Source organism: Halorubellus sp. JP-L1 (assembly GCF_011440375.1).
GTDB lineage: Archaea > Halobacteriota > Halobacteria > Halobacteriales > Natrialbaceae > Halorubellus.
Window position 1 is genome coordinate 549,316 of sequence record NZ_JAAOIR010000001.1, and the last position, 18,964, is coordinate 568,279.

The window sequence follows — 18,964 nt, forward strand, 5'->3', positions numbered from 1 at the left end:
TGATAATGAAGGTGTGGTTTATTACCACACCCACGCTTCAACGTGTATAAGGAATATTATCATGATAGACCATTATCTTTAACTATTGTTCATCGTACTCTCTGGGTACATGCCCGCGACAGTCACACTCGGTGTCATCGGGTCCGACGCGCACGTCGTCGGTATCACCATCCTCGAACAGGCCCTCTCGGCCGCAGGGTTCGAGGTTCACAACCTCGGCGTCCAGTCCTCCCAGGAGGAGTTCGCCGAGTCCGCAGCCGCCCACGACGCCGACGCCGTACTCGTCTCCTCGCTCTACGGGCACGCCGAGCAGGACTGCCGCGGCTTCCACGAGACCCTCCGCGACCACGACGTCGACTCGGTCACCTACATCGGCGGCAACCTCGCCGTCGGCCAGGACGACTTCGCGGAGACGCGGGAGACGTTCCGCGAGATGGGATTCGATCGCGTCTTCGACAGCGAGACCAGTCCCGAGGAGGCGATCCGCGCGCTCGAACGGGACTGCTCGCACAGCGAACGCGACACCGAACGGGTCACGGCCTGAGTCGATGTTGCGCGACGAACGCATCCCGGCCGAGCAGTTGCGACGCACAGACGAGGCCATCAGGGGGAACTATCCCACGGGCGCAGACGTCGACTTCGAGGACGCGATCGAGTTCCACGAGTCCCTGCCCGACGAAAAGCGGTTCGCGGACGTCCTCGAGTCCGCGGACCGACCGCTCCTCCAGCCGCGAGCCGGCGTCGCCCGCCTCGACGAACAGATCTCGCTCCTCTCTCACCTCCAGGAGGAGGGGAACGCGGACCTCCTGCCGACGACGATCGACTCGTACACGCGCGACAACCAGTACGAGAAGGCCCAGACGGGGCTCGAGGAGGCTCGCGACACGGGAAAGGCGGCGCTCAACGGGTTCCCGGCGGTCAATCACGGCGTCGAGGGCTGTCGCGACCTGATCCGCGCGCTCGACGCGCCCATCGAGGTCCGACACGGCACGCCCGACGCACGCTTGCTCGCGGCGGTGACGTTCGCGGGCGGGTTCCAGAGCTTCGAGGGCGGCCCGATCAGCTACAACATCCCCTACTGCAAGGACGACGACCTCGCGGAGACGATCGAGCACTGGCAGTTCGTCGACCGGCTCGCGGGCGCGTACACCGAACGCGGCGTCACCATCAACCGCGAGCCGTTCGGGCCGCTGACGGGGACCCTGGTCCCGCCGAGCATCGCGATCGCGGTGATGCTCGTCGAGGGCAAGCTCGCCGCCACGCAGGGCGTCCGCTCGCTCACGCTCGGGTACGGGCAGGTCGGGAACCTCGTGCAGGACGTCGCGGCCCTGCGCGCGCTCAAGAGCCTCGGCGAGTCGTACCTCCCGGATAGCGTCGAGGTGACAACGGTGTTCCACGAGTGGATGGGCGGGTTCCCGCCGGACGAAGCGAGAGCCAACGGCGTCATCGGGCTCGGCGGAACGACGGCGGCGGTCGCGGAGCCGGACAAGGTCATCACGAAGAGCCCGCAGGAGTTCCAGGGCGTCCCAACGAAGGAGGCCAACGCCGCCGGGCTGCGGACGACCCGGCAGATGCTCGATATGGTTCGCGAGCAGGCGATCGCGCTCGACGGCGTCGACGAGGAGCAGGAGTTGATAGAGCGGACGGCCATGGAGCTCGTCGAGACCGTCGAGCACTACGGCGACGGCGACGTCGCGCTCGGCGTCGTCGACGCGTTCGCAGCGGGTGCGCTGGACGTCCCGTTCGCGCCGAGCGACGCCGCGATGGGCGCGGTCCTGCCGGCGCGCGACGACGACGGCCGCGTCCGCATCTTCGAGTTCGCGGACCTCGACGTGAGCGACGACCTGAAGGAGATCCACGGGAACTTCCTCGACGAACGCGCTCGCACGGAGGGCCGCGAGCGGTCGTTCGCGATGGTCGCGGACGACGTCGACGCCATCAGCGACGGCCGCCTCATCGGGCGCCCGAACCCGAACGGTAGCGGGACGCGTGACGAGGACGGGACAGCGGACGACGCGACCGGCGCGGCCGACGGAGGTGAGTCGCGTGCGGATTGAGCGCGTTCGCGCCGTCCCGACCGTCTCGGGGTTCTACTTCGACGACCAGCGCGCGATCAAGGAAGGGGCGACCCAGGACGGGTTCGCGTACGACGGCGAACCGGTCACGCAGGGGTTCGACGCGGTACGCGAGGCCGGCGAGGCCCTGACCGTCGAACTCGACCTGAGCGACGGAACGACGGTGTCCGGGGACTGCTGTGCGGTCCAGTACTCGGGTGCCGGCGGCCGCGATCCGCTGTTCCGCGCGGAGCGCTATCGGCCGGTGGTCGCGGACCGCGTCGCGGACGCGTTCGAGGGCCGGGACGCGACCAAGTTCGGGACGAACGTCGCGGATCTCGCGGCGATGCCCGGCGAGGGCGAGCGCGAGCAGCTACACACGGCGGTCCGGTACGGCGTCTCGCAGGCGCTGCTCGCCGCGGCCGCGCACGCGAACCGGGAGCCGCGAGCGCGAACGCTCGCCGCCCACCTCGGGACGACGCCCGCGACCGAGCCCGTGCCCGTGTTCGGGCAGTCCGGCGACGACCGGTACGCGAACGCCGAGAAGATGCTCATCAAGGGCGTCCCCGTCCTCCCACACGGGCTGTTCAACAGCGTCGAGAAACTCGGCGAGGACGGCGAGGGACTCCGCGAGTACGTCACTTGGATCGTCGAGCGCGCGACCGAACTCGGCGACGACGACTACCGGCCGCGGATCCACCTCGACGTCTACGGCGTCCTCGGCGACGTCCTCGGCGCACCGTACGACCGCACCGCGGTCGTGGACTACTTCCAGGAGCTCGCGGACGCCGCGGGCGAGCACCCGATCCAGATCGAGGGCCCGATGGACGTCGGCGGCCGCGCCGAACAGATCCACGCGATGACCGAACTGCGGGACGCGCTCGCGGACGCCGACGTCGACGTGGACCTCGTCGCCGACGAGTGGTGTAACACCCTCGCGGACGTGAAGGCGTTCGTGGACGCGGGCGCGGCGGACGTCGTCCAGGTGAAGACCCCCGACCTCGGCGGCATCCAGCGGTCCGGAGAGGCGGTCAAATACTGCGAGGGCACGGACGTCCGCGCGTACCTCGGCGGGACGTGCAACGAGACCGTCACGAGCGCTCGGGCGTGCGCGCACGTCGCGCTGGCGACGGACGCCGCGCAGGTGCTCGCCAAGCCCGGGATGGGGTTCGACGAGGGCTACATGGTCGTCGAGAACGAGATGCGGCGCGCGCTCGCTCGCGACCGAACGAGCCGCACGACGACCGCGACCGCGGACGACTGACTTCGAGACCACATAGATGATGGATACGACATGACTGACGAATTCGATCTCTCCGACGACGAGACGTTCCGTGCGGCGCTCGACCGCGCCGCGACCAGACCGAAGGGGAACTGCTTCGAGGACTTCGCGGTGGGCGACGAACTCGATCACGCCCCCGGGTTGACGCTCACGCGGCACGCGAGCGAGACGTGGGCCGGCCAGACCCTGAACCACGACCCCGCGTACTGGCGGCCCGACGCCGCCGAATCCAGGGGGTTCGACGACGTGCCCGCGCACCCGGACTACCTGACGGCGGCCGTGATGGGCCCGACCGTCGAGGACCTCTCCGAGAAGGGCGGGTACTTCCTCGGCCGAACGAACCTCCGCTTCCACGAGCACGGCGTCCCGCTCGGGACGAACCTCCGGGTTCGCTCGGAAGTGCTCGACACCGCCACGTCGTCCTCGCGCCCCGACTACGGCATCGTCACGTGGGAGACGACGGGGGTCGACGCCGACACGGGCGACCCGCTGCTGTCCTACGAGCGAACGAACATGATTCCGCGCCGGAACCCGCCCGCGAGCGACGGCGGCGAGCAGGAGGCGAAGAACGACGACCAGGCCGAAGGCGAGTCCTCGCCGGACCTCGGACTGCCGGGGACGTTCGTCGAACCCGACGGCGAGCACTACGAGGACTTCGCCGTCGCGCTCGCCGCCGTCGAGGACGAACACGGCGGAGACGCCGCGGTCGCGTACCGGCACGAGCGCGGGCGAACGATGGACGCCGTCACCGTCAGCCAGCTGCCGCTGATGACGCTGAACACCGCGAAGCAGCACCACGACGCGAACGTGATGGCGGACTCGCCGAGCGGCGACCTCGTCGCGTACGGCGACGTCACGCGCTCGACCGCGCTCGGGCACGCCCGCAGCGACGAGGCGACGTGGCGCGAGGTCGGGTTCGACGACGAGCGCTTCCACGCGTTCGTCACGCCCGGCGACACCGTCTACTGCTTCACGCGCGTCCGCGACGCTCGCGACGACGACGGCGACGACAGGTACGGCACCGTCGAGTTCGAGCACGTCGCGTTCGACCAGGACGACGAACCCGTCTACTCGGGGACTCGAACCGCACGCATTCGGAAGCGAACCGCCAGCCAGCAGACACCCAACTGAAGCTATATGAGAATCGCACGCACCTTCCAGACCGCACCGGCCGCCGTCCCCAAGGAGAACACGGCGAAGTACCTCGACTCCGCGCTCGACGCCACCGGCTTCCAGGCGCCGGACTGGCTCGTCCCCGACATCGAGGACGGGACGGCACCGGACATGAAGGCCGAGGGCCTCGAGAACACCGTCGACCGCCTCGCGGGCGGCGTCGAGTTCCCCGGCGAGATCTGGCCGCGCGTCCAGTGGGCGTACGACGACGAACGCCTACGGAGCCAGGGCGAGACGGAGATCCGGACGCTCGTCGAGGAGGTCGGCGAGACCCTCACCGGCGTCGTCGTCCCGAAGGTCGGCCGCGTCGCGGACGTCGAGCGCGCACTCGAGGTCCTGGCGGGCGCCGAAGCCGACGCCGGCCTCCCCGAGGGGTCGCTCGAACTCTCCGTCATCGTCGAGACCGCGGCGGCGCGCTCGGACCTCCGCGAGATCGCGATGCTCGGAGAGAGCGGCCGACTCGCGGGGATGATCTTCGGGCCCGTGGACTACACCGCGGAACTGGGCGGGCGCGCGATCGACGGCGACCGCCCGCGCTGGGACGGCCTGCTGGAGGCGCTCTCGAACGAGGCGAGCGCGAACGACGTCGTCGCCATCGGCGGCCCGTTCGACAAGCTGTTCGCGGAACGCGCCGGCGTCACGTACTACAACGCACCGGCGTACGCCGACCAGGTCGAGCGCGAGGCCGCGGTCGGCCTCGACGGCTCCTGGAGCCTGTACCCGAAGCAGACCGTGCAGGCGAATCGCGTCCACATGCCGACGGTCGAGGAACTCGAGCGCGACGTCTCGAAGATCGAGCGGTTCGACGCGGCGAAGGCAGAGGGGACTGGGGCGGTGACGGTCGACGGCCAGATGGTCGACGAGGCGACGTTCAAGAACTTCGCGAACACCGTCGAGGCCGTCCGGACGATCCACGCGCGCCACCCCGACCAGACCGGCGAGGTGTACGACGACGACCTGCTCTCCCGCGCGCTCGAACTCGACACCGACTGGCGACGATAGGCCACTCCGTCGGGTCGCCTCGAGTCAGGCGGTGCGGCCGTCGTCGGCATCGTCGGCGTCGTACTTGAGACGGGCGTGCTCGACGAGCGTGTCGAGGAGGCCGTCGCGGAGTTCGTCGAGACGAGTTCTTAGCGCCTGGACGCGTTCGTCCTCGATCGCGGCCGGGTCCGGGTGGTCCTCCGAGATCGCGGTGTACTTCGACTGCAGGCGGAGGTACTCCTGGAGGGCGTCGTCGTAGTTCGCGCGCAGCAACTCCTGACGGACGACGGTCCGGAGTTCGTCGCGCCCGACGGGCTTGCAGACGTACTGCTCGAACTCCATGTCGACGACGTCGAAACCGGGATCGAGCGCCGTCACCATCACGACGCGGCCCTCGTAGCCGCGGTCGCGGAGGCGTTCGAGGACGACGTCGCCGTGCATCCCCGGCATGCGCCGGTCCAGGAGCACGAGATCGACGGCGTCGTCGACGACGTCGAGCGCCTCCTCGCCGGTGTACGCCGTCTCGACCGCGTGTTCGCCGGCGAGGAACGACGCGTAGACGTCCGCCACGCGCTCCTCGTCGTCCACCACGACGACCCGACCCGACACGTCCTCACCCCCGGATTCCATGTGGTCGTGTAACGCACCAATCGGCAAGTAAGTGGCCCTTACCACGCGAAACCGAATCGTTACATCAAACGAGCGATCGGCCGGAGCGAATCCGCGGACGAGCGAACGCGCTGCGCGGGCCGCGCGGGCGGCCCGGGCCGCGCAGGCCGGGCGGGCGCGACCGCGTTCGCGGGTGACCGCCGGTCGAAGGACGTAATGGTGCGGTCCGAGTAACCCCCCGGCATGTCGACCGAAGCCGTCCTCTTCGACCTCGACGGGACGCTCTACCCGTACCCGGAGTGCAATCGCGCTGGGAAGCGCGCCGCGTGGCGGACCGCGCACGAACTCGGGTACGACTTCGACCGCGAGGCCTTCGAAACCCTCTACCAGGAGGGCCGGCGAGCGACCAAGCGCGAACTAGCGGGTACGGCCAGCGCACACGAGCGCTTCCTCTACTTCAAGCACGCCATCCAGATCCACGCGGAGACCCACAGGTCCGAGCACGCGCTCGAACTCGGCGAAGCGTACTGGGACGCGTACGTCCACGAGATGGAGCTCTACGACGACGTCGAGAGGGTGTTCCGTGACCTGCACGACGCCGACGTCGCCGTCGCCATCGTCACGAACCTCACGACGCGCATCCAGTTGAAGAAGATCCATCACCTCGGCATCGAACCGCACGTCGACCTCCTCCTGACGAGCGAGGAGACCGGGCGCGAGAAGCCCTCCAGCGTGATGTTCACGTACCCGCTCGCGCAACTCGACTGTCGGCCGAGCGACGCCGCGTTCGTCGGCGACGATCCCGCGAGCGACGTCGAGGGCGGGAACGCCGTCGGCCTCGAGACCGTCCTGCTCGACCCCGGACGCGAGTACGACGCACTCGCCGGCCAGCAACGCCCGGACCACCACATTCACGACTTCGGGGACGTAACCGACGTGGTACTATGACGCTCGAAGCGGCCCGCGACGCCGTCGTCTCGCACGCGCCCGAACTCGCCGCGCTCACGCCCGGTCGCACCGGGAACCTCTCCGTTCGCGACGGCGACGCGTTCGCCATCACGCCCACGGGCGTCCCCTACGACAGCTTCGACCGACCCGACGTCCCCGTCGTCTCCCTGGACGGCGAGCACCTCGACGGCGACATGGACCCGAGTAGCGAGGTCCCGATGCACCGCCACATCTACCGGTTCGACGAACCCGGTGCCATCGTCCACACGCACTCGCCGTACGCCACCACGCTCGCGACCCGCCACGACGAACTGCCACCCATCCACTACATGATCGTCGCCGTCGGCAAGCGCGTCCCCGTCGCCGAGTACGCGCCCTACGGGACGGAAGCGCTCGCGCGGAACGCCGTCGACGCGATGCGCGACGCCGAATCGACTGCCTCGCTCATCGAGAACCACGGCCTCGTCGTCACCGGCCCCGACCTCCCGACCGCCATCGAGAACACCGTCCACGTCGAATCTCTCTGCGAACTCTATCTGCGCGCCCGGAGCGTCGGTGGCGACCCCCACGAACTCACCGACGACCAGCTCGACGTCGTCCTCGAAAAGTTCGAATCCTACGGGCAGAGCGACGCCTGAATTGGGCCGGTCGCACGAGAGAACTGCTGCTCGTGGGTCGTATCCGCCGACGCTACCCCTCCGAACCGTCGTCCGACGAAGGGGACGGCGCTCCCTCGGCCGCGAGGTCGTCCACGACCGACTGGTCGAGGCCACTCCCGTCCACGCGAGGGTGCGTCGCCGTCGCCTCGTCCGACTGTTCGACGACCTCCCCGGGCGCGTCGGTATCGGCCACCAGTCCCCCGGCACCATCTTCCGGTTCCTCGACGTCGTCGACCGGCGGCCGGTACGCGTACAGGTAGCCGTCGTGCACGACGTAGAACGCGTCCTCGTCCGGGGATTCCATCACGCCGTTGTCCGTATCGATCGCGAAGTCGACGAGACTCCCGAGCGACGACGCCTCCGCCTCCGGCAGCTCGAACGCCTGCGCTGGGAGCCGGATCGTCGAGATCCACTCGTCGAACTGCTCGCGGTCGTCGACGTACGTCAGGTACTCGCGTTCGGCTGCCGACAGCGCCAGCAGATCACGGCGTCGAGCGATGGCCAGACCGAGGAGGCCCGCGAGTCCGACGACCACCAGCAGCGGTCCGCCCAGGGTCCGAAGTGGCCCAAAAGAGCGTTCGCGGGCGACCGTCTCCGTCCGCTCGAACGACTCCGTCTCCGGCCCTGCTCCCGCGACGCGGTACGTTCCGTCGTCGAACGCGAACCCGAGCCGATGCGTCGCCGCCCGGTCCACTGGCTCCCCGTTCACCGACCCGTTCGCGTGGACGGTCGCTCGCAAGAACAGCTGCGTCCCGTCGGCGGGCTCCCCGAGCCCCTCCTCGATCGCCTCGCTCTCGCTCGCGAGCGCCGTCGCGTTCACGGAGAACGGAACCGCGACCGTCTCCCCCGGTTCCAGGGACTCGCGCGTCGTCGACTCCAGCGGCCGCGAGCGCTCCCAGAGCACCGTGACGTTCCCGCCACGCTCCGCCTCGTCGACGCCACGCATCACCACCGCCAGTTCCACGTCGCTGTCGACGTCGCCGCGCTCGCTCGCCCGATACGAGAACCGGTACTCGCCCTCGAACCGCGGCGACACCGCGGCGAAGTACGTCGAGCGATTCGAGAGCGTCGACCCGACGTCGAACAGCGGATTCGCCTCCGTCACGACCGCCCGATGCGAGAACTCGCTCTCCGTCCCCCACGTCGACGCAGTCCGCTCCACCTGTTCGGTTCCGGGATCCACCAGCGTCGCATAGGCTACCCCAGTTCCAGCGAGCGTGACGACCAAGAGCGCGACTACCACGGGCACGAACTGCGCATCCAACAGGGCGCGAACACGCAACCACTGGTCGGTCATCGACCCCCCATTGGCGGTTCGCACGTTTAGTTATCCGACCGTTGGAAATCAGTACAGACTCGTTAGGTAGCCCCGCAGTCGCGCCGTTACGGATTCCGGCGACTCGCGAGCCCGCCGCCGCAATCGTTCGCGACCCACGAGCCTGACACCGGCCAGATAGAACGGGACGCCGATCGTCGCGTCGATGACGACGATCGGCACCCACGGATGGACGTGATAGAGCGCGCGAATCGTCGACTGCGGCAACACCGCGAGGTATCGATGTTCGGTGACGTAGCGGCGATAGTACCCCGTCTCCGGCGGTGCGTGGAGCGTCACCGATGCATTCACCACGCCTCGCGCCGGAATCGCTGTCTCGCGTGGCTCGACGTCGACGCCGTCGCCCGACGGTTCGAGGAACGACACCACCGGCAAGAACCCACTATTACCGATCGCGTGGGTCACGGACACCGAGCCACCCCGTTGAACGACGGTCTGGCGCTCCGACTCGTAGTCCGCGCTGACGATCGAGTACTCGGTCGGCCCCGCGGGAACCAACATGGTCGCGGTCGCCGCCAGTACGACCAGCCCCACGACGCCGGCAACGTACAACCGAGCGTCGATACCCGTCGCTCGCCGAATAGATCGGGATCGTTCTCTCGCATGGCGACCCACTGCCCTCCCGAGGACGTACCAGACGAACGCTACCGCGAAGAACGCGTAACTCAAGAACTGTGGCGTCTGGACGCCCTGGACTCCGAGCATCCCCGCGACGAGAGCCTGCACCTGCACGAGCACCGATCGAGTTCCCTCGACGACGGTCCCGAGTGCTGGAATCACGACGACGTCGCCGTCGACGCGCCAGGCCGTGGCGACGACCTGTTCGTGCTTCACGGGTGGCTCGCCCGCATCCTGATCCGTGACGGCGTTGCCGTCGCCACGCGTCACGAATCCCTCGTCGGTGCGTCCGACGATGCGGTGCGTCGTCAGTCCGCCGCCGCCGGTCTCCACCGCCCGAAAGACGACGACGTCGCCGGCTTCGATCGAATCGTCAAGTTGCACGGGTACGGCGACGAATCCATCGCCGGCATCGAGCGTCGGCGCCATGCTGTCGCTGGTGACGTAACTGAACAGCACGGGTTGCCCGAACATCGAACCGACGACCAGCGAGATCACGACGACGCTCAGCAGGGCGATAGCGGCACGTTCGGCGACTCGTCGGAGCATTCGGATAGGTGCTGGTACGGCCGATGTTCGATGACGAAGACGGGACGCTGCGATATCCGGGCCGCCTCCCTCCGAACGCGGCCAGCGCCCGTCGGCGGGTCGGTGTGGTTAACGATTAGGCCTCGTCCGCGTGGATCGTGAACGCCCAGTCGCCGCCCCCATCGAAGGACCCGACACCGTCGGTGGTGACGACGGTCGCACCGACGTCCACGTACTCTCCTGGAGCGATCGTCACGGAATCACTTATCAAACTGGTTCCGTCGACGACGTGCGGACCATACGCCCGCGCGTCGTTGACCGCACTACTGAGTCCGCCACTCATGCTCGCAGAGATCTCGACCGGGTTGTTGCCACCGTCGTTGTGGATCCGGAAGAGCTGCTTGAAGGTGTACTCCGAGTCCTGGCTGAGATCCTGGATGGAGACCTTGAGCTTGCCACCAGACTGGGTGGCATGCTGACTGACGGACGGGTTCAGTCTGAGCAACGCGGAGTTGTCGTTGACGACGCTCGCCTCGACGGCGCGGTCGTTGATCTGTGCGCTGCTGAACGCGCCTGTTCCCATTGCGGCCGCGCCGCCCGCGGCGAGCGATCCGATACCGAGTACGAATTTGCGTCGATCCATAGTTGTATCCCTCGTAGTCGTACGCGCCCCCGAGCCCCCCGCCGCTTCTGCGGGCCGCATTCGGTCGAGCGCGTGGTTCAACACCCACTCGGCAGGGACATTGTTATGAACGGATGCTGTAGCCCGGTGACGGTCACCGCGCCCGGACAGAGGGTGTTTGTAGGCGAGGGCTGGGTGTGTGCGCCCGTTTCCCCGACGGCCTTTGTCGCCGCAACAGGTGTCGGTTACTGGCGCGCTATCGGCGTTTGGTGACGATTGGAGTACCGCGTCAATTGCTGGGAAGCGTCCGGTAAGCGTCGTGGATACAGGACCGACCGAGGGACGCTGGCCGACGTCGAATAGTCCCTATCCGACTGTGACTCGTAGTCACACGAATACAGGGCACCGGTCGACATATTCTGCCTATAACAATTTGGGCACCGTCCGTGGTGTCGCTCGCAATGGGTCAGCTGGCACGAACGCACCGGAACGGCGGTCGGCGACGGAACGACACCCGGGGGGTGTGCGAGCGATGACGGCGACGTCGTCGGCGTCCGGGGAGGCGTCGGAGGCGGAGGCCGCGCAGAGCACCTCGTTCACCCGCGACGCGATCCTGGAGATGTTGAGCAATCAGCGACGGCGCTTCGTCATTCACGCGCTGAAGCAGTCCGACGAACCGCTGTCGGTCTCGGAGCTCGCCGAGCGCGTCGCGAGCTGGGAGTACGACAAACCGGCGGCCGAACTCGACCATCGGGAGCGAAAGCGCGTGCGGAACGCGCTCCGGCAGTTCCACCTGTCGAAGATGGCGGAGTACGGCTTCATCGATTACGACGCCCGTCGGGGGACGGTGTCGCTCTCGGAACGCGCGGCTCGCGAGAACTTCTACGTGGACTCGCTGACGGGCGGCGACATCCCGTGGGGGCTGTACTACCTCGGGTTCTCGCTGCTGGCGACGGTCGCGATGGCGGGCGTCCTCCTCGCCGTCCCGCCGTTCTCGTGGGTGTCGCCCGTCGTCGTCGCGACGTTCATCGTCGTCGCCCTCCTCGTCTCGTCGATCGGGCACTTCTACGACAACTACTATCGGATGCGGCTCGGCGCCCGCGACGAGCCGGCCGAGGTGAAGCAGGGGTGACCCACCGCGGGACGGTGGTCGTCGCGGCGGCCGTCGTCGCGCTCGCGGCCACGGTCGGAACCGGCGGGTTCTCGACGACGGTCGCCGACCGCCCGGTCTCGATCGACGTCGCCGACGACGCGAACGCCGCCCTCGGCGTCGACGTCTCGTACGTCACCCACACCACGAGCCAGACCCAGGAACCGACCAGTGCTGGTACCACAACCGGGACCGATACCGGAACCCAGACCGCGACCCGCACCGGCACCGAACCCGCCACCAGCGACCAGGAGACTGCAGCCAGCAGTTCGCTCACCGTCACCATCACGAACCGATTCCCGGACGGCACCGCACTCACGGCAGTCACCGTCGACTACGGCGACCGAACGCGTACCCTCGCCACCCCGACCGACCCCCTGGAACCCGGCGACTCGGCGACCACCACGTTCCAGGACGCCACCTGCGGCGACACCGTCCACGTCGACGGCCGCAGCGACTCCATGACGGTCGTCCTCGAACGCAACGCGTCCTGCGACGACACCACCGACTGAACACTCGACAGCGAGTACCGCTCCCCGATCCCAAAAGAGCCGGTGCTCACGAAAGTAGACGGTAGGACCGGGATTCGAACCGATGTGAGACGGTCCTGCTCGCTTCGCTGCGCGGGCTGCGACTCACAGGCTTCGAATCCAGATTCCAGTCGTTCCTCCTCACGATGCGCCTCGCTGTCGCTCGGCGCAATGTGTTCGGAGGAACGACGGTGGGACTGGGATTCGAACCACGGTCGCACGACGCCTCGCTGTCGCTCGGCGCTGCGTGCTCCCTGATTCGAATCCCAGCCGTCTCACTTTCGTCGACCGAGAAACGTCGCTATCACTCCTCGTGTTCGGTCGACGAAAGGCGGTGGGACTGGGATTCGAACCCAGGAGGCATGACGCCACCTGCTTTCAAGGCAGGCGCAATGGGCCGCTCTGCCATCCCACCACGGTCGGGGATTCGCCGAGGGCGTCCTAAGACCTGTCGGTTACTCGCGGACGATTTCGGGGCCGTCGCCGCGGTCGCGGACGGCGAGCCCGAGGTCGTCGACTATCTGTGCAGTATGCTCGGGGACGATGCGGTCGGCGTGCTGGCGCGCGCGGATCTGTGCGACGGTCGCGCGCAGTCCGGACGGGGTGTCGATGCGCGGGTACGTGGGCGCGTAGTCGACGTCGTGGCCGGCGTCGACGGCGCGCTGCGTGAGCGTCTCGAGCGCCGGCGGCGTGTACGCGCCCTCGAAGTCCACGAGGTCGCCGAACGCCGCCCCCCAGACCGCGCCGTCGTCGCTCGGCCCGAGCACGACCGGTGACCGGCGGAGCTTCATCGACGTCGAGTCGACGTCTCCGCGTCCGATGAGCGGTGCGACGCCGTCGACCGCGAGGACGGAGGAGACGTCCGGGTCGTCCCGGAGGAGGTGCGTGACGGTGTTGCCGACGCGCGCGTCGAACGTCGAGCCGACCTGGACCTCGAACCGGACGTCGTCGCCGTCGAAGTCGACGACCTGGCTCGCGAGCGCGCGAACCTCGGCTTCGGCGGGCGTGTCGGTCACGTGCTCGTCCGGGAGGGTGTCGTCGCTCCGGTAGTTCACGAGCGTCTTCGCGCCGGAGTTCGCGCTGGCCGCGATGGTATCGAGCAGGCTCGCCTCGTAGAGGTCGGCGGCATCCTTGGCGTCGATGGGTGCGTCGTCGACGAGCGAGTCGAGCACGAGTCCGGGCCGGGGCGGGTCGGCGAGGACGGCGACGAGCGTCATGGACCCGCCTCGGGTCGCGGGCGCCTTCAACCCGCCGTTCTTAAGCCGTCGGTGGGGGTACGGTGTACCATGACTCGACTTCGACTCCTCGGACTCCTCGGAGTGCTCGTCGTCGCGGCGCTCGCAGTCGGCTCGCTCGTCGGCGTCGGCGGGTCGTTCGCTGCCGGTGACTTCACGATGTCGCTGGCCGCGTCGGGCGCGGGACTGGCCGCCGTCGCCGCAATCGCCGCGCTCGTCGTGGCCGCGGGTGCCGCAGCGGCGTACAGGCGATCCACGCCGTACTGGTGACCGGCCGGCGGACGCTCCGATTCTCACCGCGGCCGTGACGTGACCCGGTGCCGGTCAGCGTTCGCGTCGCCCCTTCGTCTGGCGGTAGTCCGACGCCATGAGTTCCGCGAAGAACGCGACGAATTCGTCGGCGTTCGCCTCCGTCATCTCGGCGGGGTCGCGCATCGGTGCGAGTTCGAACCCGCGGCCGCGGACGCTCGTCGCGTGGTGCTCGTCGACTGAGAGCGCGTCGGCGTCGGTCGTGGTGTAGTCGACGGCGAGCTCTGAGAGGACGCGGTCGCCGACGGGAACGAGTATCTCGGGGTTGATCATGCGGAGTTCGGCGTTCAGGTACGGCTCGCAATTCCCGACCTCCTCGTCGGTCGGGTCGCGCTCGGGGTGATGACATCTGGCGATGGACGTCACGTACGCGTTCGAGAGCTCGGGTGCTTCGGGCGGGCTGGCGCTCGCGCAGAGCATGCAGCGTTCGAGGATGCGCCGGAAGCGGTCGCCGCCGGCGTCGTGGAACGCCGGAATGCCCGAGGCGTCCGCGCCCGGGCCGGGGGCGTCGACGACGAACGCGAAGTCCGCGCCGACGTCCCCGTACCCGTGGACGACGTTCGTCCGCGTCTCGCAGAGCGCGGGACAGTTCTCGCAGTCGGTGTCCATGCCGAAGGGGTTCGAGACGTCGAGCTGGTTCGCGTCCACGCGAGCACGTTGGCGGGTCCGGCCGATAAGTCCTCGTGGTCGCCCGTCGATTTGCGTCGTGAGGGCGTCGAAGCGAACACGTTCACGTCCGTTCGTCGGTTCCCGACCGGACCTATCGTGTTTGGTATCCAGTTGTTCACGTTCGGGTGCCGAGGCCCGTGATAGATGCACGGCATCGTGATGAAGGCCATGAAGGACTTCGTCGTGGAGACGTACGACGAGTCGACGTGGCGGGCGATCCAGGCGGAGGCGGGGCTCGACGGGAAACTGTACGTTCCCGTGTCGGAGTACGACGACGGGGAGGCGCTCGCGCTCGTCGCGGCGGCGTCCGCGCTGTCCGGCGAGGACGAGGGCGATCTGCTCTACGAGTTCGGGCGGTTCATCGTGGAGCCGCTCGTCTCGACGTACGGCGTACACGTGGAAGGCGAGTGGTCGGGGCTGGACCTGCTCGCGAACGTGGAGACGTACGTCCACGAGGCGCTGCGAGCGAAGCGGCTCTCCGAGTTCACGCCACCGGAGCTGGAGGCGGAGCGAGTCGACGAGGACGTCGCCGTTGTCCGCTACGGCTCGGACCGCGAGCTCTGCATGCTCGCGGAGGGCATCGTGGACGGCGTCGGCGAGTTCTACGGGGACTCCTACGATATCGCGCACGAGACGTGTCAGCTCGAGGGCGACCCGCACTGTGACCTCGTCGTCCGTCGCGTCCCGAACGAGCGAGCGGCCGCGGACTGACGGAACGACAGCTCGCGGGCGCACCAGAGAGTCGATAACGATGGCGACAGTGAGTCAGCGACCGAGACCGCCGCGTTCCTTGACCTCGAGGATGAACTTCACGTTCTGGACGACCTCCTCGGGCGTGGTGTCCTCGTCGGGGTCGTAGATGTCGCTCGTCCGGTAGAGGACGTTCGCGAGCTGCTCGGACTCGGAGCTGTCGCCGCGGACGTCCTCGGCGACCTCGCGCAAGAGGGCGGCGCGCTCGGGGTCCGGTTCGAGGTCGTCGGCGTGACCCTCGACGTCCGGGTCCCGTCCGGGTGCGTCGTCGTCGGTCATCGGTTACCGTTTCGCGGGGTTGCGCGCGGTGTGTTCGCGGCGGCGGACGATCCCGGTGTTGTTCGCGACGTTCCGCGCGATCTCGCGGAACGCCGCTCCCGTTTCGCTGTCGTCGTCGAGGACGATCGGCGCGCCCTCGTCGCCGCCGGTTCGCACGGCGGGGTCGAGCGGGACGCTCCCGAGGAACGGCATCTCGTGGACGTCCGCGAAGCGTTCGCCGCCGCCTTCGCCGAAGATGGCGTGCTCGCCGCCGCAGTCCGGGCACTTGAACGTCGCCATGTTCTCGGCGATCCCGAGGACGTTCGTGTCGTGCTTCCCGAACATCTCGAGGCCCTTGCGGGCGTCGTCGAGCGCGACCTCCTGGGGCGTCGTGACGATGACGGCGCCGGTGACGGGGACGGTCTGGAGGAGCGTCAGCTGGGTGTCGCCCGTTCCGGGCGGGAGGTCGATGATCATGTAGTCGAGGTGCCCCCACTCGACGTCCTCCCAGAGCTGCGTGAGGACCTTGTGCACCATCGGGCCGCGCCAGATGACGGGGTCGTCCTCGCCGACGAGGAACGCCATCGACATGAGCTTCATCCCGTACTTCTCGGGCGGGACGAGCGTCTCGTCGCGCGTCGCCTGCGGGGGTTCCTCGGCGTCGACCATCCGGGGGACGTTCGGGCCGTAGACGTCCGCGTCGAACAGCCCGACGCGCGCGCCGAGCTTCGAGAGGCCGGCGGCGATGTTCACGGCCATCGTCGACTTGCCGACGCCGCCCTTGCCGGAGGCGACGGCGATGACGTTGTCGACGTTCGGGAGGACGTCGTCGGACTCGGCGAGCCCGGTGTCGACGCTCGCGGAGAGCGAGACGTCGCGGTCGACGTCGCCGATGGCGTCGCGGACGGCGTCCGCGATTGCGGTCTCGGACGGCGAGTACGGTGCGCCGAGCGCGAGGTCGACGTGGATCGAGTCCTCGTCGACATCGATGCTGTTGACGAGCCCGAGGGAGACGATGTCGTCGCCGAGTTCCGGGTCCGTGACGTCCCGGAGCCGGTCGCGGATGGCGGCTGCGTCCATGCGCGTTCGTCGGGGCGACCGAGCGAAAAGGGTTGTGTTACCAGCCGCTGAGTTACGATTCCGTGTTCACGCCCGCAGTCGTCTTCCCTCGCCCAATCCCTCGCCGGCGTTGCGACGGATTCCCCGGTGAGACGGAGCCTATTTCCAGTCGCCCGGGTCGCCTGCCCTGAACTCGCCTTTCGCCTCTCGGTCCCGGGGCCAGACGGCGATGCCGATGGCGGCGAGATAGAAGAGCGCAACGGCGACCACGACGACGATTCCCGGAACGACCGTGATTGCGGCAGTCGCCAGCGGGCTCTCGTCCGGCGCGAACGTCGTGATTCGGAACAGCCAAGCGACGAGCAACACGGATAGCAGCGGGAGATAGATTCGCCGAAGTCTGTTCGCGATTGCCTCCCATATCGATACTTTCAGCGTCGGGATCCGGTAGTCTCGACCGAGTTTGCCCCGCCAGTCCTCGTGTTCCACCCCCGCCGTCGGGTCCAGTGCGTCGGCGAGCAAGTTCTGCTGGAAGAGCCGGACCCGCGACCGGTAGACGTCGTAGTCGCGGTACCGTCGCGCTTCGATGAACAGGAACAGGGAGACGGTCAGCATCCCGATGAGGAGGATGTAATGTGGGTTGTCGGCACTGGAGAATGCCCACGTGAGAATCGCAGCGACGACCGTTACTCCCCACGTCGTCGTCTGATCGAGGCGGGAGCGCCACGTCGTCTCCCGGTCCAGTTCGCCGCGATAGGCGTCGCCCAGTATCGAGCTCATCTCCGTGCTGTGGTCGGCCATCTCCTCGCCGAGTTCGGCCTCCTCGCGCAGGTCCGAGTCGCCTGACCCGTCATCTGACATACAGAGCGATACGGGGCCGTCTGTCAAAGCACTTTCACAGGCGGGTCTCGTGTCGTTAGGCCGAGCCCTTCCAGCGGGGCCGACCTCGGTTCGCCGGTCGGGTCCGTACGTGTCAGTATGTGACATTCGTGTTCGATGTAACGACTGTCATCGGCGGGTTATCTGGTCCCTTCATCGGCGTTTTTCTAGTGTGCCATCGTAGGTATATCATGCCGAATACAGAGACGCAGAGCGAGTCTTCCGGCCCGCGTGAACGACGGTCGGACGAACCAGAAAGCGGTCCGATATCTATCGAATCGAATCCCCTGTCGCGATGGATACTGGTCAACGGGAATCGATGGGCGGTCTCCGCGGTCGCGCTGGTCCTCGTCGGGCTCGGGTTCCTCGGGAGCGGCGTCCTCTGGCCGGACGAACTCGTGACGTTGTTCACGGAGGAACAGGTCGTGCAGACGATCCTCGTCGCGCTCTTCAGCGGTGTCATCTTGCTCGTGTCGATCGCGGTGTCGGTGAACTCGATCGTCCTGTCCCAGGAGATTACGGCGCTCGGTGAACAGGAAGAGGAGATCGACGAAACGTTCTCGTTCCGTGATTCGGTCAGGGCGCATATGAACTCGGACGTCAGTCCGGTTCGCCCGGCGGAGTTCCTCGAGGTGATCTTCGACGCGATTCGGGCGAACGCTCGAGAGATACACGAGAGCATTTCTGACGAGAACGAGCCGCTCCACGGTCAGATGGAACTCATCAGGGACGACATCGTCCGTCAGGTCGGAGACGTCGAGGAGCGTCTGGAGAGCGGGGCGTTCGGGACGTCGGAGGTGCTCTTCGCCGGAATCCAGTACGATTATTCGCGACAGGTCTACGCGGTCCGCCAGCTTCGGGTTCGACACGAGGATACGCTCACGGAGAGTCAACTGGAGAAGGTCGACGACCTCATCACAACTCTCAAATATTTCGCCATCGGTCGGGAGTACTTCAAGACGCTCTACTTCAAGCGAGAGCTCGCGAACCTCTCGCGTGCATTGCTCGTCGTCTCATTTCCCGCAATTGTCTTCATCGCGTACGCCATCCTCTCGATTCGAGCGGGGCTGTTGCCGGACTTCTCTCTCCTGTTCATCCCGTCCATCATCTGGTTCGTCGGACTCGCGTACGTCGTCGGGATGGCTCCGTACACGTTGTTCTCGGCGTACGTGCTACGGACGGCCACTATCTCGATTAAGACCCTGGCGGCCGGTCCGTTCGTCCTCGGCGGCGACGACGACTCGAAGCTGCTCCAGGACGACGAGTAGAGACGCGAACGACTCGAAGGAACTGCGGTGGGAGCGTGGTGGCGATC

General features: G+C 67.6%; 21 protein-coding genes and 1 tRNA gene. 12 read left to right on the forward strand and 10 right to left on the reverse strand.

All coding sequences use genetic code 11. The annotated features are described in order from the left end of the window. Positions 1-109: 109 nt before the first annotated feature. From glmS to citE, 5 genes are read left to right on the forward strand one after another with little or no spacing between them, the layout of a single operon-like run. Positions 110-544 (forward strand): methylaspartate mutase subunit S, encoded by a 435-nt coding sequence (glmS, locus tag G9C85_RS02825; RefSeq protein ID WP_166036711.1) that lies wholly within the window; start codon positions 110-112, stop codon positions 542-544. Between the two features lie 4 nt (positions 545-548). Continuing rightward, a complete protein-coding gene (locus G9C85_RS02830) occupies positions 549-2,057 on the forward strand; it encodes a methylaspartate mutase subunit E (RefSeq protein WP_166036713.1) in 1,509 nt (502 codons plus the stop codon). After that, entirely contained in the window at positions 2,047-3,318 is a 1,272-nt protein-coding gene (locus G9C85_RS02835; protein ID WP_166036715.1) for a methylaspartate ammonia-lyase, read from the forward strand. Before G9C85_RS02830 ends, G9C85_RS02835 begins: the two co-directional genes overlap by 11 nt. A gap of 30 nt (positions 3,319-3,348) precedes the next feature. Further along, positions 3,349-4,467 carry a 2-methylfumaryl-CoA hydratase gene (gene mch, locus G9C85_RS02840; RefSeq protein WP_166036717.1) on the forward strand — a complete coding sequence of 373 codons (1,119 nt, stop codon included), beginning with the start codon at positions 3,349-3,351 and terminating at the stop codon, positions 4,465-4,467. 6 nt (positions 4,468-4,473) lie between these two features. After that, positions 4,474-5,511 carry an L-malyl-CoA/beta-methylmalyl-CoA lyase gene (citE, locus tag G9C85_RS02845; RefSeq protein WP_166036719.1) on the forward strand — a complete coding sequence of 346 codons (1,038 nt, stop codon included), beginning with the start codon at positions 4,474-4,476 and terminating at the stop codon, positions 5,509-5,511. A gap of 24 nt (positions 5,512-5,535) precedes the next feature. Here citE and G9C85_RS02850 read toward each other — a convergent pair whose 3' ends face one another. After that, entirely contained in the window at positions 5,536-6,120 is a 585-nt protein-coding gene (locus tag G9C85_RS02850; protein WP_166036721.1) for a response regulator, read from the reverse strand. A gap of 222 nt (positions 6,121-6,342) precedes the next feature. Here G9C85_RS02850 and G9C85_RS02855 point away from each other — a divergent pair, with 222 nt between their 5' ends. Both G9C85_RS02855 and G9C85_RS02860 read left to right on the forward strand, forming a co-directional pair. After that, positions 6,343-7,047, forward strand: a complete 705-nt coding sequence (locus G9C85_RS02855; RefSeq protein ID WP_166036723.1) for an HAD family hydrolase — start codon at positions 6,343-6,345, stop codon at positions 7,045-7,047. Continuing rightward, entirely contained in the window at positions 7,044-7,685 is a 642-nt protein-coding gene (locus tag G9C85_RS02860) for a class II aldolase/adducin family protein (RefSeq protein ID WP_166036725.1), read from the forward strand. The genes G9C85_RS02855 and G9C85_RS02860 overlap by 4 nt, the downstream gene beginning before the upstream one ends. Positions 7,686-7,737: 52 nt before the next feature. On the opposite strand, the gene G9C85_RS02865 is transcribed toward G9C85_RS02860, so the two are convergent. The 3 genes from G9C85_RS02865 to G9C85_RS02875 all read right to left on the reverse strand — a co-directional run bounded on the left by G9C85_RS02865 (position 7,738) and on the right by G9C85_RS02875 (position 10,831). Beyond that, positions 7,738-9,003 carry a DUF5305 domain-containing protein gene (locus G9C85_RS02865; protein ID WP_166036727.1) on the reverse strand — a complete coding sequence of 422 codons (1,266 nt, stop codon included), beginning with the start codon at positions 9,001-9,003 and terminating at the stop codon, positions 7,738-7,740. Positions 9,004-9,051: 48 nt separating this feature from the next. After that, on the reverse strand, positions 9,052-10,209 hold the full coding sequence (locus G9C85_RS02870) for a signal peptidase I (protein WP_166036729.1): 1,158 nt from the start codon (positions 10,207-10,209) through the stop codon (positions 9,052-9,054). A 115-nt stretch (positions 10,210-10,324) separates the two neighbouring features. Then, positions 10,325-10,831 (reverse strand): hypothetical protein, encoded by a 507-nt coding sequence (locus tag G9C85_RS02875; RefSeq protein ID WP_166036731.1) that lies wholly within the window; start codon positions 10,829-10,831, stop codon positions 10,325-10,327. Between the two features lie 511 nt (positions 10,832-11,342). Between G9C85_RS02875 and G9C85_RS02880 the strand changes: the two genes are divergently transcribed. Both G9C85_RS02880 and G9C85_RS02885 read left to right on the forward strand, forming a co-directional pair. After that, complete coding sequence (locus G9C85_RS02880) at positions 11,343-11,942, forward strand: hypothetical protein (RefSeq protein WP_166036733.1); 600 nt, start codon at positions 11,343-11,345, stop codon at positions 11,940-11,942. Further along, on the forward strand, positions 11,939-12,472 hold the full coding sequence (locus G9C85_RS02885) for a hypothetical protein (RefSeq protein ID WP_166036735.1): 534 nt from the start codon (positions 11,939-11,941) through the stop codon (positions 12,470-12,472). Before G9C85_RS02880 ends, G9C85_RS02885 begins: the two co-directional genes overlap by 4 nt. A 350-nt stretch (positions 12,473-12,822) precedes the next feature. Here the strand turns inward: G9C85_RS02885 and G9C85_RS02890 are convergent. Both G9C85_RS02890 and G9C85_RS02895 read right to left on the reverse strand, forming a co-directional pair. Further along, a tRNA-Ser gene (locus G9C85_RS02890) sits at positions 12,823-12,905 on the reverse strand. Between the two features lie 40 nt (positions 12,906-12,945). Further along, positions 12,946-13,707: a hypothetical protein gene (locus G9C85_RS02895; RefSeq protein WP_166036738.1), complete on the reverse strand. Its 762-nt coding sequence runs from the start codon at positions 13,705-13,707 to the stop codon at positions 12,946-12,948. A 69-nt stretch (positions 13,708-13,776) separates the two neighbouring features. Here G9C85_RS02895 and G9C85_RS02900 point away from each other — a divergent pair, with 69 nt between their 5' ends. Next, positions 13,777-13,995: a hypothetical protein gene (locus G9C85_RS02900; protein WP_166036740.1), complete on the forward strand. Its 219-nt coding sequence runs from the start codon at positions 13,777-13,779 to the stop codon at positions 13,993-13,995. Positions 13,996-14,049: 54 nt separating this feature from the next. Here the strand turns inward: G9C85_RS02900 and G9C85_RS02905 are convergent, their stop codons facing one another. Then, positions 14,050-14,682, reverse strand: a complete 633-nt coding sequence (locus G9C85_RS02905; protein WP_166036742.1) for a uracil-DNA glycosylase family protein — start codon at positions 14,680-14,682, stop codon at positions 14,050-14,052. Positions 14,683-14,847: 165 nt separating this feature from the next. On the opposite strand from G9C85_RS02905, the gene G9C85_RS02910 reads away from it, so the two are divergent. After that, complete coding sequence (locus G9C85_RS02910) at positions 14,848-15,414, forward strand: heme NO-binding domain-containing protein (protein ID WP_166036745.1); 567 nt, start codon at positions 14,848-14,850, stop codon at positions 15,412-15,414. 54 nt (positions 15,415-15,468) lie between these two features. On the opposite strand, the gene G9C85_RS02915 is transcribed toward G9C85_RS02910, so the two are convergent. The 3 genes from G9C85_RS02915 to G9C85_RS02925 form a co-directional block, all read right to left on the reverse strand. Beyond that, positions 15,469-15,732, reverse strand: coding sequence for a hypothetical protein (locus G9C85_RS02915; protein WP_166036747.1), 264 nt, complete (start codon positions 15,730-15,732; stop codon positions 15,469-15,471). Between the two features lie 3 nt (positions 15,733-15,735). After that, the gene (locus G9C85_RS02920; RefSeq protein ID WP_166036749.1) at positions 15,736-16,791 is read right to left on the reverse strand and encodes an Mrp/NBP35 family ATP-binding protein; all 1,056 of its coding nucleotides are present in this window, start codon (positions 16,789-16,791) and stop codon (positions 15,736-15,738) included. A gap of 138 nt (positions 16,792-16,929) precedes the next feature. Continuing rightward, entirely contained in the window at positions 16,930-17,631 is a 702-nt protein-coding gene (locus tag G9C85_RS02925) for a DUF2270 domain-containing protein (protein WP_166038925.1), read from the reverse strand. Positions 17,632-17,840: 209 nt separating this feature from the next. Between G9C85_RS02925 and G9C85_RS02930 the strand changes: the two genes are divergently transcribed. After that, positions 17,841-18,917, forward strand: a complete 1,077-nt coding sequence (locus tag G9C85_RS02930) for a hypothetical protein (protein WP_166036751.1) — start codon at positions 17,841-17,843, stop codon at positions 18,915-18,917. Positions 18,918-18,964 lie beyond the last annotated feature (47 nt).

Bases quoted from the DNA above. Each gene is read 5' to 3' on its own strand.
- glmS (WP_166036711.1), top strand. From the start codon at position 110: ATGCCCGCGACAGTCACACTCGGTGTCATCGGGTCCGACGCGCACGTC.
- G9C85_RS02830 (WP_166036713.1), top strand. From the start codon at position 549: ATGTTGCGCGACGAACGCATCCCGGCCGAGCAGTTGCGACGCACAGAC.
- mch (WP_166036717.1), top strand. From the start codon at position 3,349: ATGACTGACGAATTCGATCTCTCCGACGACGAGACGTTCCGTGCGGCG.
- citE (WP_166036719.1), top strand. From the start codon at position 4,474: ATGAGAATCGCACGCACCTTCCAGACCGCACCGGCCGCCGTCCCCAAG.
- G9C85_RS02850 (WP_166036721.1), bottom strand. From the start codon at position 6,120: ATGGAATCCGGGGGTGAGGACGTGTCGGGTCGGGTCGTCGTGGTGGAC.
- G9C85_RS02855 (WP_166036723.1), top strand. From the start codon at position 6,343: ATGTCGACCGAAGCCGTCCTCTTCGACCTCGACGGGACGCTCTACCCG.
- G9C85_RS02860 (WP_166036725.1), top strand. From the start codon at position 7,044: ATGACGCTCGAAGCGGCCCGCGACGCCGTCGTCTCGCACGCGCCCGAA.
- G9C85_RS02865 (WP_166036727.1), bottom strand. From the start codon at position 9,003: ATGACCGACCAGTGGTTGCGTGTTCGCGCCCTGTTGGATGCGCAGTTC.
- G9C85_RS02870 (WP_166036729.1), bottom strand. From the start codon at position 10,209: ATGCTCCGACGAGTCGCCGAACGTGCCGCTATCGCCCTGCTGAGCGTC.
- G9C85_RS02875 (WP_166036731.1), bottom strand. From the start codon at position 10,831: ATGGATCGACGCAAATTCGTACTCGGTATCGGATCGCTCGCCGCGGGC.
- G9C85_RS02880 (WP_166036733.1), top strand. From the start codon at position 11,343: ATGACGGCGACGTCGTCGGCGTCCGGGGAGGCGTCGGAGGCGGAGGCC.
- G9C85_RS02895 (WP_166036738.1), bottom strand. From the start codon at position 13,707: ATGACGCTCGTCGCCGTCCTCGCCGACCCGCCCCGGCCCGGACTCGTG.
- G9C85_RS02900 (WP_166036740.1), top strand. From the start codon at position 13,777: ATGACTCGACTTCGACTCCTCGGACTCCTCGGAGTGCTCGTCGTCGCG.
- G9C85_RS02910 (WP_166036745.1), top strand. From the start codon at position 14,848: ATGCACGGCATCGTGATGAAGGCCATGAAGGACTTCGTCGTGGAGACG.
- G9C85_RS02915 (WP_166036747.1), bottom strand. From the start codon at position 15,732: ATGACCGACGACGACGCACCCGGACGGGACCCGGACGTCGAGGGTCAC.
- G9C85_RS02920 (WP_166036749.1), bottom strand. From the start codon at position 16,791: ATGGACGCAGCCGCCATCCGCGACCGGCTCCGGGACGTCACGGACCCG.
- G9C85_RS02925 (WP_166038925.1), bottom strand. From the start codon at position 17,631: ATGTCAGATGACGGGTCAGGCGACTCGGACCTGCGCGAGGAGGCCGAA.
- G9C85_RS02930 (WP_166036751.1), top strand. From the start codon at position 17,841: ATGCCGAATACAGAGACGCAGAGCGAGTCTTCCGGCCCGCGTGAACGA.